Annotated in this window: 10 protein-coding genes; 7 read left to right on the forward strand and 3 right to left on the reverse strand. The window is 67.3% G+C overall.

Annotation, left to right across the window (positions count from 1 at the left end):
• The first annotated feature begins 1 nt into the window (after position 1).
• Genes ACH413_RS11885 through ACH413_RS11915 form a run of 7 tightly spaced genes read left to right on the forward strand, consistent with a single transcriptional unit; the run spans position 2 to position 9972 of the window.
• A complete protein-coding gene (locus ACH413_RS11885) occupies positions 2-1777 on the forward strand; it encodes a hypothetical protein (protein WP_360031122.1) in 1776 nt (591 codons plus the stop codon).
• Positions 1774-2856 carry a PrgI family protein gene (locus ACH413_RS11890; RefSeq protein ID WP_360031124.1) on the forward strand — a complete coding sequence of 361 codons (1083 nt, stop codon included), beginning with the start codon at positions 1774-1776 and terminating at the stop codon, positions 2854-2856. Before ACH413_RS11885 ends, ACH413_RS11890 begins: the two co-directional genes overlap by 4 nt.
• Positions 2853-4625 (forward strand): helicase HerA domain-containing protein, encoded by a 1773-nt coding sequence (locus ACH413_RS11895; protein WP_360031126.1) that lies wholly within the window; start codon positions 2853-2855, stop codon positions 4623-4625. The genes ACH413_RS11890 and ACH413_RS11895 overlap by 4 nt, the downstream gene beginning before the upstream one ends.
• Positions 4626-4643: 18 nt before the next feature.
• Positions 4644-5441: a hypothetical protein gene (locus ACH413_RS11900; protein WP_360031128.1), complete on the forward strand. Its 798-nt coding sequence runs from the start codon at positions 4644-4646 to the stop codon at positions 5439-5441.
• A gap of 43 nt (positions 5442-5484) precedes the next feature.
• Positions 5485-7947, forward strand: coding sequence for a helicase HerA domain-containing protein (locus ACH413_RS11905; protein ID WP_360031130.1), 2463 nt, complete (start codon positions 5485-5487; stop codon positions 7945-7947).
• A 27-nt stretch (positions 7948-7974) separates the two neighbouring features.
• The gene (locus ACH413_RS11910; protein WP_396424963.1) at positions 7975-9003 is read left to right on the forward strand and encodes a replication-relaxation family protein; all 1029 of its coding nucleotides are present in this window, start codon (positions 7975-7977) and stop codon (positions 9001-9003) included.
• Between the two features lie 3 nt (positions 9004-9006).
• Positions 9007-9972, forward strand: coding sequence for a bifunctional lytic transglycosylase/C40 family peptidase (locus tag ACH413_RS11915; RefSeq protein WP_360031134.1), 966 nt, complete (start codon positions 9007-9009; stop codon positions 9970-9972).
• Between the two features lie 290 nt (positions 9973-10262).
• Here the strand turns inward: ACH413_RS11915 and ACH413_RS11920 are convergent, their stop codons facing one another.
• The 3 genes from ACH413_RS11920 to ACH413_RS11930 are packed head-to-tail and all read right to left on the reverse strand — an operon-like array spanning position 10263 to position 13902.
• A complete protein-coding gene (locus ACH413_RS11920) occupies positions 10263-12215 on the reverse strand; it encodes a DUF3732 domain-containing protein (protein ID WP_360031136.1) in 1953 nt (650 codons plus the stop codon).
• Positions 12212-12697, reverse strand: a complete 486-nt coding sequence (locus tag ACH413_RS11925) for a three component ABC system middle component (RefSeq protein ID WP_360031138.1) — start codon at positions 12695-12697, stop codon at positions 12212-12214. Before ACH413_RS11925 ends, ACH413_RS11920 begins: the two co-directional genes overlap by 4 nt.
• Positions 12694-13902 (reverse strand): ABC-three component system protein, encoded by a 1209-nt coding sequence (locus ACH413_RS11930; RefSeq protein ID WP_360031140.1) that lies wholly within the window; start codon positions 13900-13902, stop codon positions 12694-12696. The genes ACH413_RS11925 and ACH413_RS11930 overlap by 4 nt, the downstream gene beginning before the upstream one ends.
• Positions 13903-14037: the final 135 nt, after the last annotated feature.

The raw sequence follows: 14037 nt of genomic DNA on the forward strand, positions 1-14037 counted from the left end.
GATGGCCGTCATCACTCCGCCCAGCGCAAAGGGACGTTGGTGGCGCGCGGGCTTGCTGTTGGTGTGCATCGTCATCGGCCTGCTGTGCGCGCTCACCACGGCCGTCTCCGCCCAGCCCGTCGCACCAACGCCCACCGCGCCCACACCGACCACGCCCCCGACCGATTCAACGCCGCCCTCGACTGCGCCGACCACAACACCGCCTCCGACCGTCAATCCGCAGCAACCTCCTACCGAACGCCCAGAGTGCGGCATCACCGATCTGTCGGCGTGCGTGAACGAGGGCTTCTCGTCGTTCATCAACCTGTTGGTCGGCGAGTCCCTGAACTGGCTGTTGCAGATGCTCGGCAGCACTCTCCTGTCGACTCCCACGCTCGACCAGCTGCCGCGTATCGGTGAGATCTGGGAGCAGTCCCGGCTGTTCGTCGTCGCGGCCTACTCGCTGCTGGTGCTACTCGCGGGGATCCTGGTCATGGGTCACCAAAGCATCCAGACGCGCTACACGATCCGCGAGATCGCGCCTCGCGTAGCCGTGGGCTTCATCGCCGCCAACCTCAGCTTGATGCTGGGCGATCAGGCGATCCGGTTCGCCAACGCCGCGTCGATGGCGGTGCTCGGCGACAGCCTCGATCCGCTGACATCCGGCAAGGCGGTCACGGAACTGTTCGTGGCGCTGGTCAGCCGGTCCATAGTCGACGGCGGCCTGTTTGCCGGGCTGTTGTCACTCGCGCTGACGATCCTGTTGATCGGGCTACTGGTCGGCTATGTCGTGCGCGTCGGGCTCACCGCCATCCTGCTCGCTGGAGCGCCACTCGCGCTCATGTGCCACGGCCTGCCACAGCTGGAGGGCGTCGCGCACTGGTTCTGGCGCTCCGGTGCCGGAGTCCTCGGCATCCAAGTTGGACAGAGCCTCGCGCTGGTCGTGGCGCTCAAGGTGTTCCTGGAGCCAGGCGGCTTCAACTTCTTCGGCATGCCGACCGCGGACGGCATCATCAACCTGATCGTCCTCATCGCGCTGATCTGGATCCTGGTGAAGATCCCGACCTGGGTCATGAACCAGGTGCGAGTCGGCGGCGGGCGTCGCTCTTTCCTCGGTGGCCTGGCGTACGCGTTCGCGTTCGGCAAAGCGATGGCACTCGTCGGGGGTGGCCGAGCCGCGGCAGCAGGAGCTCGCACCGCAACACGGTCGAGCAACACGGCGGGCCGCACCGCGGCCGCAGATCCTCCGTGGCCGGCGCAGCCTCGCTTCGCCTCGACTCCTGAGATGGTCGCCAAGCGCCTCAAGGAGTCCTACGACGCGGAACGCCTGCGGGCTGCTCGTCGGTCGCGTGTGCCGTCCCAGGATCCGAAGTTCCTGCAACCTCAACCCCAGCACACGATCCACGATCCCGCCGTCATGCCGGCGACGCTCGGGCCGACGCAGCCGGAGTTCAGTTCGGCCGCCGCGCCGGACGCGCCCATGACTCGGCCTCGACGAGGCCCCAAGCCCGGTAGCTCCCCGCAGTTCCAGGTTGCCGGTGGACCTCGCCGTCGCACCGCCGCACCCAAAGCGGCCCGGCCGGTCCGCCTGGCTTCGGTGCCTCCGCAGTTGCAGTTCCGACCGGCAGTTGAGCCGCCGCCCGCACCGCCAACGCCCAAGCCGACAGCAGCACCGTCTGCGCCGGTGTTCCAGCAGGCGCAACCCGCACCCCGCATCGGCGATGCCCGTCGGCGCACCCACTCCGTTGCACCACCGGTGTTCCAAGCACCGAAACCACCAGGAGGTGAAGGGAAATGAGCCAGCCGGTCAGGATTCCCTCGGACGTCGACCGCGAGGACCGAGTGCTCGGCCCGCTCACCGCGCGACAGCTGCTCATCGTCTCCGTCACCGGAATCGTGCTGTACGCGACGTACACGGCCACGCGCTCGTTCGTGCCACTGGCGGTGTTCCTCGTCGTCGCGATTCCGATCGGTGCCACAGCCGCGTTCCTCGCGCTCGGTCAGCGTGACGGCGTCACGCTGGATCGGCTGGTGCTCGCCGCGCTGCGGCAGCGGATGAACCCGCGGCACCGTGTCGCGGCACCCGAAGGCATCCACGACGTTCCGGAGTGGCTGGGCGATGCCGCAACGCCCTCGCCCGCCGCGTTGCGCCTTCCTGCAGAGGGAGTCGCCGACACCGGTGTGATCGACCTCGGCAAGGACGGCCTCGCAGTCGTCGCCGTGTGCTCCACGGTCAACTTCAGCCTGCGCACGCACGCCGAACAGGAGTCGCTCGTCGCCTCGTTCGGCCGGTACCTGCACTCGCTCACCACCCCAGTTCAGGTGCTCGTGCGCACCGAGCGACTGGACCTGTCCGGTCAGATCGCCGAGCTCCGCGAGCAAGCAGGCGGGCTGCCGCACCCAGCGCTGGAACAGGCCGCGTTCGAGCACGCCGAGTACCTCGACCAACTCGGCCGCGCCACCGAACTCCTGCGGCGCCAAGTCCTGCTGATCCTGCGCGAACCGCTGTTCGCCACAGGTCCCACCGACGGCCTCGGTGGCGCCTCCCCACTCACCGCGCTGATGGCCAAACGCAAGGCCACCAAGCAGGCCCAAGCGTTCGATGATCCCGCCCGAAGAGCCGCAGAGACCCGGCTCGCCCGACGGCTCGGCGAGGCCGCCGAACTGCTGTCCCCCGCGGGAATCGTGGTCACCCCACTGGATGCCGGGCAGGCAACCGGAGTACTGGCGTCGGCCTGCGACCCCGACAGCCTGATCCCGCCGAACGCCGGTCTCGCCAGCTCGGACGACGTCATCACCACCGCGCCGGAGCCCGAGTGGGACGACGACGCCGAAGACCCCGATGACTTCGACACCGTCGAGAGGAATCACCGATGAGCACGTTCACCCCGGATGCCCTCTCGGTCCACCCGCGCGCTCTGGAAGTCGGCGGCGAGTGGCTAGCGTCCTTCGCGGTCACCGGTTACCCGCGCGAGGTCCATCCCGGTTGGCTGCAACCGTTGCTGACCTACCCCGGACGGGTCGACGTCTCGCTGCACATCGAGCCGATCGACCCCGTCACCGCGGCCAGCCGCCTCAAGAAGCAACTGTCCAAACTGGAATCCGGCCGTCGGCACACCAGCGACAAGGGCCGGTTGATCGACCCCCACGTCGAAGCGGCCACCGAAGACGCCTACGAGCTGTCAGCGCGCGTCGCCCGCGGCGAAGGGAAGTTGTACAGGTTCGGGCTGTACCTGACCGTGCACGCGCCCACCGAGGAAGCGCTCAGCGACGAGGTGTCGGCCGTGCGCTCGCTCGCGGCGTCGTTGCTGCTGGACTGCAAGCCGACGACCTACCGAAGCCTCCAGGGCTGGATCACCAGCCTTCCCATGGGCCTCGATTTGATCGGCATGCGCAGGACCTTCGACACCAGTGCGCTGGCGTCGGCGTTCCCGTTCACCTCCCCCGACCTGCCACCGCCGGGCCCGACCTCGGTCGGTGCACCGACAGGCGTGCTCTACGGGTTCAACATCGGCAGCCAGGGCCTCGTGCACCACGACCGGTTCGCGCTGGACAACCACAACTCGGTGATCCTCGGACGCTCGGGCGCGGGCAAGTCGTACCTGGTGAAGCTCGAACTGCTGCGCTCGCTGTACTGCGGCATCGAGGTCCACGTCATCGACCCGGAGGACGAGTACGCGCGGTTGGCCGCAGCTGTCGGTGGCAAGCACGTCCGCCTCGGTGCCGATCAGGTCCGGCTCAACCCGATGGACCTGCCGATCCACACCCGTGCGGACGGTCGTCGAACCACACCTCGCGACGCACTCGTCCGGCGGTCGCTGTTCATGCACACCGTCGTCTCGGTACTGCTGGGCCGCGAACTGGAGCTGGCCGAGCGCGCTGTGCTGGACCGGGCCATCACCGCCACCTACCAACGCGCCGGCATCACCTCAGATCCGCGGACCTGGACGCGCCCAGCACCATTGCTCGCCGACCTCGCCGAGGCTCTCGCGGAAACAGATGCGCCTCAGCTCGCGGCAGGGCTGAAGCCCTACGTCACCGGCTCGTTCTCCGGCATGTTCTCCGGGCCGACGACGACGCATCCCGAAGGACACCTAGTGGTCTTCTCGCTGCGAGACCTGTCCGATGAGCTCAAGCCGATCGGCACCCTACTGGCCCTCGACGCGGTGTGGCGGCAGGTCTCCAACCCTGCTATCCGCAAACGACGGCTGGTCGTGGTCGACGAGGCGTGGCTGTTGATGAAGGAGCGTGCAGGCGCCGAGTTCCTGTTCCGTGCCTCCAAGACGTTCAGGAAGCACAAGGCCGGGGTCTTGGTCATCTCGCAGGACGCCCTGGACCTGCTGGCGTCGCACCTGGGCAAGGCGGTCGTCGCAAACGCCGCGACGCAGATCCTGCTGCGGCAATCCCCACAGGCGATCGACGAGATCTGCACCGTCTTCAACCTCTCCCTGGGCGAACGCCACTTCCTCCTGTCCGCGGACCAAGGCCAAGGCCTGCTCAGCACCGGAACGCAACGGGTGGCCTTTCAGGCGATCGCCTCCCCCGCCGAGCACTACCTGGTCACGTCGGACCCGACAGAAGTCGCCGAAATGCCCAGCACCACAGCGGACATCGAGTCCGCGTTCGTCGAGCTCGACGCCGCCTAGTGCACCGAGGGGAAACCCATGCTTGCTTCGCTGCCCGAGGCCGGTCGCCGACCGGCTCGGCTTCTCACGCAGAACCGCGAGATGCGCCAGATCGGCGCCTGGAACTGGTCGCTGCCGGCCTGGGCCGGTCGGCTTCCGGACGGCCGCACCTACAACACCTGCCCGAGCGCAGGCGTCTGCGCGCAAGCCTGCTATGCCCGCCACGGCACCTACACATGGCCCGTCGTCCGCGCCAAGCACCAGGCGAACCTGATGTTCGTCCTCGACGACCTGCCCGGCTGGGAGTCCGCCATGCTCGCGGAGCTTGGCGCCACCAAGTTCCGCGGCGCGTGGGTCCGGATTCACGACAGCGGCGACTTCTTCTCTGCTGCCTACCTTGAAGCCTGGCTGCGGATCTGCCACGCACGACCGGACATCAACTTCTACGCCTACACCAAGGAAGTCGACCTGTTCCGCCGCCTTGTCGAGCCCAGCCCGCCGCCGAACTTCCTGTGGGTCTTCTCGTACGGCGGCACCCAGGACTCCGCGCTGAACCCGGACACCGACCGAGTCGCCGACGTGTTCCCGGACGAGTCCGCCATCACGAAAGCCGGCTGGACCTCCCAGGAAGCGAGCGACCTGCTGGCCGTGCTCGGGCCACACCTGGTTGGGGTTCCTGCCAATCGGATTCCGGCCTATCTCAAGCGTCTCGCCGGGCGCCGGTTCTCCGAATGGCAGGCCGACGTCGACGCCGAACGCACTGCCTCGCGGCGCCGTCGACACCTGCGGCTGGTCGTCGACAACACCGAGCCGGCCGGCCACGCCGATGCGGCCTGACCGATTCCCTTCACCTGCTCCACGGGGAGGTCTCGTGTTTTGCTTGTCCCCCAATCGCTTCTCGCCGGTCCAGGACTATCTGCGCGACCCGCTGGGTGCGTTCCAGAGCGCGCTGACGTACCTGCGTGAACTCGCTCTGGCGTGGGGCCCGGTCATCGCTCCCGTGCTCGCGATCGCGACGACCGGCGTGATCCTCGCGCGACGCCGCTGGCAGCGCCGGTATCACCAATGGCTGGTCAGCGATGCCCGCCTGATCACCGTGCTCGCTCCGCCCACGGTCGATCCGTCCGGTGCGCTCACGATGTGGTCCAACCTGGTGGGGCTACTCAGGCCTGGGTGGCTTCGCCGTTTCTCCGGCCAGCCCCACCTCGCCTTCGAGCTCACGTTCACCGCGGACGGCGTCCAGATCCAGTTCTGGATACCTGGTCTAGTGCCGCCCGGCATGGTCGAGCGCGCGATCGAAGCCGCCTGGCCCGGCTCCCACACCCGGACCTCGCCCGCGAGGTCGTTCCCGGACGTCCCAGAGGGCCGGAAAGCCGAAGCCGTTGGCGGTGAGCTGCGGCTCGCACGGACCGAGGCTCTGCCCATCCGCACCGAACACCCCGTGGATCCGATCCGAGCACTTCTCGGTGCCCCGGTCGGGCTTGGACCGCACGAGCGGGCGTGCGTACAGGTCCTTGCCCGCCCCGTCGCCGGCCACCGCGTCGCCAAAGCACGTCGAGCTGCCCGCAGCGTGCACGCAGGCCGATCACCCCACCTGGTCGGTCGGCTCCTCGACCTCGTCACGCCAGGCAAGACGCCGAAGTCGTCACCAAGGAGTCGGAGCCACGGTGTCGATCGGCAGGTCAGCCTGGAGCACGCCGCTCAAGACCGCGCTGTTGTCGAGAAATTGCGGGCGAACCAGTTCGAGACTCGCATCCGGTACTCGGTGACCACGACCATGCCGGAGACCGCGACCGCAGGTGAAGTCCAAGCTGTGCGGGAGGTTCTGCGTGGCCGCGGGCATGCGATCGCGTCGGCGTTCGCCGCCTACTCCGAGCACAACTACTACCGCCGCGTCCGGCTCCGCCGACCAGCCGCCACTCTCGCCGATCGCCGGTTCAGCAAGGGCGACCTGCTCTCGATCCGCGAGCTTGCGGCACTCGCGCACCTGCCGGTCGACGAGGCCACTCCTGGTCTGCAGCGGGCCGGCGCGAAGGCCGTGCCGCCTCCGCCAGGAATCGCTGACGTCGGCGAGCACGTCAAACCGATCGGGCGTTCGGACTCCGGCCACTCCCGCCCTGTCGGCCTGCACGTCGCGGACGCAACGCACCACGTGCACCTGCTCGGGGCCACCGGTTCCGGCAAGTCCGAGCTCATGGCGCAGATGATCCTGGCCGATGCCGAAGCGGGCCGGGGCGTCGTGGTGATCGATCCCAAGGGCGACCTCGTCTCCGACATCCTGATGCGGCTGCCAGAAGAACTCGGCGAGAAGGTCGTGCTGTTCGACGCCGACTCCAAATCCCGCCCGCCGGTGCTCAATCCCCTGGACGGCAGAGACAAGGTCCGTGCGGTCGACAACCTCGTCAGCATCTTCTCCCGCATCTACGCGTCCTCGTGGGGACCGCGCACCGAGGACATCCTGCGCGCCAGCCTGCTGACTCTGACCGCGATGCCCGGCACGCCGACCCTGGTCGACCTCCCCAAGCTGCTCACCGTGCAGGCCTTCCGCCAACGGGCACGCGACCACATCGACGACGAAGTGCTCAAAGGCTTCTGGTCCTGGTACGACGACCTCTCCGAAGCCAACCGGGCCCAGGTGATCGCACCGCTGATGAACAAGGTCCGCGGCTTCCTTCTCCGGCCCTTCGTCCGTGCCGCCATCGCTGGCGGCGAATCCACCGTGGACATGGACGACGTGCTCAACAACGGCGGAATCTGCCTCGTCCGCATCGCCCGCGACGCCCTGGGCACGGAAACCGCACAGCTGGTCGGCTCGATCGTCGTCGCACGCACCTGGCAGGCCGCCACCCGCCGAGCCAACATCCCCAAGCGCCAACGACGCCACTGCGGGCTGTACATCGACGAGTGCCACAACTTCCTGAACCTGCCGTATCCGGCAGAGGACATGCTCGCCGAGGCACGCGCTTACAAGCTGTCGACCGCCCTTGCACACCAGTACATGAACCAGCTCACGAAGGAACTCGAAGAGGGCATCAGCACCAACGCCCGGTCAAAGATCTACTTCAACGTATCTCCAGAGGACGCAAGGCGTCTGGCGAGGCACACCATGCCGAGGCTCTCCGAACACGACCTCTCGAATCTCGGCGTCTACCACGTCGCGGCCCGCCTCGTAGTCGGCGGCGAAGAGACCCCAGCGTTCACCGCGGTGACCGAGAAGCTCAGGCCGGCCATTCCAGGACGCGCCAAAGCCATCCGCAAGGCGGCCAGGGTGAACACACGCCCTCCAGCATCAGACGCCACCGAACCGAAGTCGTCCACTGTGGATCCACGCCGCGCCGCGTAGTCCCTCCACACCTGGGAGGTGCGTTCCATGATCTCGAACCCCACACCTCAACGAGCGTTGCGAGGACACATGCCGCAACGCCCCACACCACGAGCAGCCACCACCGGCGAACACCACGCCCAGCTGGCCCGACGACTCACGCCACGAGACCGATGGCTGACCAGAATGCTCTACGAACACAAAGTCCTGACCTCAAAGCAGATCATCGAACTCTGCTACCCGAGCAAACGCGCAGCCAACCACCGCCTGCGCGACCTGTTCACGTGGCGCGTCGTCGACCGCTTCCAACCGTTCGTCAACAAAGGCACCGCGCCCATGCACTATGTGCTCGACATCGCTGGCGCGGTCGCCCTCGCCTACGAGGACGGCCTGGACCCCAAGAAGATCGGCTACCGGCACGAAGACGCCCTGGGAATCGCATACTCCCTGCGCCTGGCCCACACCGTCGGGATCAACGGCTTCTTCACCAGCCTGGTCGCGCTCAGCCAACAACCCTGTGCCACCGGTCACCTGACCGCGTGGTGGTCGGAGCTGCGCTGCCTACGCTTGTTCGGCGACATGGTCCGCCCCGACGCCTACGGCCGCTGGCGGGAAGACGGCCGCGAGATCGAGTTCTTCCTGGAGTTCGACTTCGGCACCGAGGCTCTCGGCATTCTCAGCAGCAAGCTCCACGACTACGAGAAGCTAGCAACCGCAACGGGAATCAGCACCCCGGTACTTGTGTGGCTACCGACCAACAGCCGCGAAACCAGTGCACGCAGCGCACTCACCACCACGCTGGCGCAACTCGATCGCCCTGAACTCGTGCCGGTGGCCACCACCGCGGGCGTCGCGGGTGAACGAAACCCGGCCGCTGCCAGGTGGCTGCCGATCTCCACCGCCGCCTCGCGACGGCCGGGCCGCCTGCGGCTCGCCGAGCTCGCGCAACTCTGGCCTCAGGCCGCCCCACCAGCAGCGCCGCCCTCACCCGCGGTCTCAATCCGGGAGGTGTCCTTGGCTCTGAGCGCGCCGGATCCACTTCCCCCACCACAGCCCACCAGCAATTTCGGGAGGTGACCCGTGAAGATCGCCGTCGCCGTCGCAGCAGTAGTCGTCGCCCTGCCCCTCTTACTCGGCGGCATTGGACAGGCAATCGTCAAAGGGCTCCTCGGAGGCAGCAGCACTCAGCTAAGCACAGCAGCGCTAGCCGATATCCCCGGCGACTACCTGGCGCTCTATCAGGCAGCGGCCCCGACCTGTCCCGGCTTGGAGTGGTCGATCCTCGCCGCGATCGGCAAGATCGAGAGTGATCACGGTCGCAGCCCACTGGCTGGCGTCGCGAACGGAACCGAGAACTATGCGGGCGCACGAGGACCGATGCAGTTTCTCCAACCCACGTTCGACGGGGTCATCGCGCGGCGCCCGCTTCCGCCAGGTGGCCAGAAGCCGCCGTCCCCGTGGAACAAGCAGGACGCGATCTACGCCGCCGCCTACTACCTCTGCGATTCCGGTGCCCAGAAGGACATCCGCAAGGCGATCTGGGCCTACAACCACGCGGACTGGTACGTCAACGACGTGCTCGCACAGGCGAAGAAGTACGGCGACGCCACGACCGGCACCGGCGACTGCAACAACATCCAGGCACCCAACCCTGTTGCAGCCAAGGCAATCGCGTTCGCTTGTGCCCAGCTGGGCGAGCCCTATGTCTGGGGTGGCAACGGCGAAACCGGTTGGGACTGCTCGGGTCTGATCATGGCCGCCTACAGGGCCGCCGGCATCGTCATCCCTCGTACGACGCAGCCGGAGTACGAAGCCGGTCCACTCGTACCCGGCGGCCAACCGCTCATACCCGGAGACCTGGTCTTCTACGGCACGCCGAGCAACGTCCACCACGTCGGCCTTCACCTCGGCGCCGGAAAGATGGTGCACGCTCCGACCTTCGGTCAGCCTGTACAAGTCAGCCCGTATCGCTGGCGTGGGGACGACTACCTCGCGGCATCCCGGCCGACCGCGGGTGGTCTGCTTGTAGCTTCCACGCACACTTGACCACTTCCGCGCAGACGACCACAAGATGACCATTTGATCAGGTACCGAGACCAGTTCGCGTTCGCAACGCGCGCTCATGCCGCATCGGCCAGCTGACCACGCGCAACCCCTTCATCGAACTGACCCGGAGGAGCGCGGCGACGGAAGCCGAGACACACAGCGACCTGCGGTTCGGTCGTGTGTTTGTCGAGCTGGCGGCACCGGTGCGCCCGTCAACCCTTGGTGATTCGCCGAGTCTCTACCCGGCAGGACTTCGCTCGGTGATCTCACCGCGGCCGGCTAGCCTGGCGTCAGCCTGCGGTGATCCACTCGGCCGGGACCAGGGCGCCTTGACCGTCACGCCACCGCCGGATCACCGCAGATGCGAAGACCGGTTGCTCCAGGTCTGCGTGTTCCATGGCGATGACCTGGAGCTTGCCGTCTGCGGTGGTGATGGTGTCGGCGATGGCTTGGTACGCGCGCAGGAGAGCTGTCCGGTCGGACTCTGCGGCTGGCTGTAGGTCTGTTCCTTTGTAGTCGGCGGGGAAGTAGACCTGGGAAGGCTGGTCGAGAACGAGCAGCTGCGGCACTGGCCGATTGTGGTCGATGAACCACTCGTGCAGGCTCAGGAACGCGGCCAGGTGGTAGCCCAGCCAGTTTTGCCCGCCGCCGATCTCCTTGAGGGGGACTGGTCCGTCGTCGGTGTCGGCCACGACGGTGAGGCGGCGCAGGTCGAACCGGATGGGGGCGTCCGAGTGCTCGAGGACGAGTGCGCGGGCCTTGGCGGTGATCTTCTGGTTGATCAGTGACAGGCTGCTGTTGACCCGGTCGGCCTGCACGTCGTGGCCGAGGGCCTCCTCCAGTTCCTCGATGGCCGCGCGCATGTTTTCGCGCTGGTCGCGGATGCGGGGTGCGACTGTGTAACGTGCGGCGTTCTCCAGGAACAGGCTGATGCGCCCGCGGACGGCGGCGGCGCGTAGCGTGGTGTCGCGGTACCGTGCGGCCTCGCGCATGCCGGCCTCGAGTGCGTCGCGTTCGTCGTGGTTGGCTCCGAGTGCGCGGCGGTGCTCGCGGAGCAATTCTTCTTGTTCGTTAATGAGGGCCTGGATCTGCGGGGTGTCGTCGCTGACGTGGACGACGTTGGCGTTGAGCTCCTCCAGGTCTGTCCGCAGTGCGGTCGCGACGGCGCTCGGGGCGGTCACTTCGCTGTTGCAGACCGGGCATGCTTCCAGAGCGGTGTCAGGGCTGACTTTGAGCAGTGACAAAGAAGTCAAGCGTTCGCGGTGGTCGAGTGCTTGCGTCAGGAACTCGCTGCGGTCGCGGAGTGCGCTTCTGAGTTCAGCGAGCCGGGCGCGCGTCTGCTGGAAGGCGATGCGCAGTCGATCCCTCTCCTGCGAGAGGGTGGCCAGGGGATCGTCTTCGTCCTCGGGGATCTCGGGCAGACCGGGCAGGGGTGCCGAGGCGGCGGTGCCGAGCAGCGCGAGCGCGTCGTCCAGCGTGAGTTCGTCGGTGTTCAGAGGGTCGAGCAGCGAGGTCTCGACCGCTTCCCTTACCAGGGCACGGGCCTGTCCGGACGCGGGCGCTGCGGATTCCTGCTGGTTGAGATCTCGCTCATGGTTCCGCAGTTCGGACTTCATCCGCTGCAGCTGTGCACGTTGCACGGCCTGTTCGGGATCCACAGCCCCGATGAAGTAGGGGAAGATGTCGCGGATCGTCCTGGGGCCGTGATCCTCCCCCTGCGAGTGGAACAGGTGGTCGGGATTCGCCACCACGTTTTGGGCTTGAATGCAGAAGTACAGAGCATGGCGGATGGACGGGGCCATGGTGTTGCCCCGGGTGGTTGGCAGGCGGATTGAGAGGTCGATGCCCGTGAACTCGGCGAGCAGGCCGCGCGCGGCCTCGATGGTGAAAGTGAACTGCATCTGTTCTGCAGCCAGTGGGAGATCCCCTGGCTGCTGGAAGACCAGGCAGAGCCGGGGGGATGGGGTGGTTCCGCGCGCTGCCGGGCGGGCCACGAACAGCTGACGGTCGCCGCGGACGATCTGCACCGCGAAAACGTCGACGTACTCGCGCAGCTTGCCCGCGCTGATGGGGTAGTTGTCGCCGCTGCTGGCCATGCAGTAGTTGGTGACATCCCAGAGGGAGGTCTTGCCCGTGAGGGAGTCGCCAGTGACGATGTTGAGTTCGCCGAGGTTGAACTCCAGGCTGCGCACCTGACCGGGCTGCTTGCCGTACAGGGTCAGGGACTTGAGCTGCCAGGTCACGGTCGTACTCCAAGCAGGGTGAGGACGGTGGCGGTAGGCCCGCCGGTGGGCAGCCACCGGCCGAGCATGTGGGCGGCCTTCTGGATCGCGGCGGCTTCGGCTGACAGGTTCCGGATCCCCTTCGGGATGGCCTTGTCGCGCAGGGTGAGTGCGGCCCCATCCAGAACGAGGACCTGGGTCTGCAGTGCGAACAGCAGTCCGGGCCGCACCACGGTGAGAAGTCCGGGGGCGTTGGCGGACATGTGAACTTTGATGGTCCCGTTGTTTTCCGCCCACTGGGCCATGTTGGCGTTGGCGTTCGGAAGCAGGTCCCGGACCGCAGGTTGCAACGCCATGACAGCGGAGGCGACCACGAGGGGCAGCGGACTGGGGCGTTCGTGCGCGTCCAGGTGGCCTTGGACGACGCGGGCGCAGACTAGGGCGGTGAAGGCCGGGTTGTACAGCGCCCGCTCTTCCCTGCTCCACTCGACAGGGCTGCTCATTTGCTCGACACCGACCCGAGCAGCGCCATGAGGCGCTCCTGGAACTCGGGGTGCCAGCCGATCCGCTGCTCGTCAGCGAGGATCTGGTACGAGCCCTTGGTGACGAACGGCTCGTCGCATCCCGGCCGGATGGGGAACCGGGCATCGCGATCGACCCACCGGTAGATGGCGCGGGCCTCGCGGACCTTGGCCTCCTCCGCGGCCTCTTGCCCCAACTCCTCGCGCATCTCCTCGAAGCGGCTTGACCACTCCTCGACGAGGAGCTTCTCGTACTTACCCAGCTCACCTGGCCGGAGCAGGTTGTCATTGACCCACCTCGACCGCTGGGTGAACGCCCGTAGGTAGTCGCTGACCGCCTGCTGGATCCTGTTGTCGCCGACATTCACGAGGCGCAGTTGCCGGACGTAGACCTGTTCTCCGCCGGCAGGGTCCGCGCCGCCTGTCTCAGGCAGGTCGTCGTCGATGGGCAGGCTGTCCGGGCCGAATCCTTTGCGGCGTTCGCTGAACACCACGTCGAACTCCAAGCCGGTCACCGGCCCCGACGCAGGGTCGCGCAACTGGGCGACGACCCTGCGGAAGAACCACCCGTCCAGGCGTTCCAGAAAGACCTTCGCGTGTTCGTGGCCCACGGCGAGGCCCAGCAGGCTCTGGAGGCGCTCGGTCGTCTCGTCGATGTCAGGCGCCGCGTCGAGCACGCGAATCCGCTCGAGCAGGGATCGACGCTGATCTGCCGTCAGCTTGTCCCAGGCCTTGTACGCGGACTTGTTGGTCTCGTTCCTGGAGGTGCGACGGGCTTCATCTAGCAGCTCGAGCGCCTTCGCTTCGTCCCGGGGGCTGCCAGGGCCCGGAGGCCGGAGGTGGTAGGCGGCGCCTTCCGCGGCGGCCTCGGCGGTCGTGAGCAGGAAAAAGGTGGGGCGATCCTGGCTGGCTGCAGACTCGGCCCAACCGGTGGCCCAGATCCGCAGGCTCTTCCACAGGTCAGTGGCCTTGTCAGTCATCTTGGTCCCCGGAGCGCGGTGCTTGAGCTGGTAGAGGCCCGGTCCCGCGTCCTCGTGGACCTCGATGTCGTCGCCCGCTTCGATGGCCACGGACCAGTCGGGACCGGCTCCTGTCTGTTCGACGCAGAAGTAGAGCGCCTTGCGGAGCTGATAGAGGTAGCCGACCGCCGAAGCCGACGCCTCGAACAAGTCGATCTGCTCGCCCATCCCGAACCTCCCCGCCGATCACATGATCCGGCCGTCCCGCCGTTAACCGTGGCGGGGCACTCGCGTGTTACACGGCGTTATAGCAGCGATGCACGTGAGGATGGTGCGGACAGGCGTCCAGGACGTCCCCGCCCA

Source organism: Lentzea sp. NPDC020367 (assembly GCF_044387305.1).
GTDB lineage: Bacteria > Actinomycetota > Actinomycetes > Mycobacteriales > Pseudonocardiaceae > Lentzea.

Excerpts from the sequence above, each read along its gene's own strand:
- ACH413_RS11885 (WP_360031122.1), top strand. The coding sequence starts at position 2 with ATGGCCGTCATCACTCCGCCCAGCGCAAAGGGACGTTGGTGGCGCGCG.
- ACH413_RS11890 (WP_360031124.1), top strand. The coding sequence starts at position 1,774 with ATGAGCCAGCCGGTCAGGATTCCCTCGGACGTCGACCGCGAGGACCGA.
- ACH413_RS11895 (WP_360031126.1), top strand. The coding sequence starts at position 2,853 with ATGAGCACGTTCACCCCGGATGCCCTCTCGGTCCACCCGCGCGCTCTG.
- ACH413_RS11900 (WP_360031128.1), top strand. The coding sequence starts at position 4,644 with ATGCTTGCTTCGCTGCCCGAGGCCGGTCGCCGACCGGCTCGGCTTCTC.
- ACH413_RS11910 (WP_396424963.1), top strand. The coding sequence starts at position 7,975 with ATGATCTCGAACCCCACACCTCAACGAGCGTTGCGAGGACACATGCCG.
- ACH413_RS11925 (WP_360031138.1), bottom strand. The coding sequence starts at position 12,697 with ATGAGCAGCCCTGTCGAGTGGAGCAGGGAAGAGCGGGCGCTGTACAAC.
- ACH413_RS11930 (WP_360031140.1), bottom strand. The coding sequence starts at position 13,902 with ATGGGCGAGCAGATCGACTTGTTCGAGGCGTCGGCTTCGGCGGTCGGC.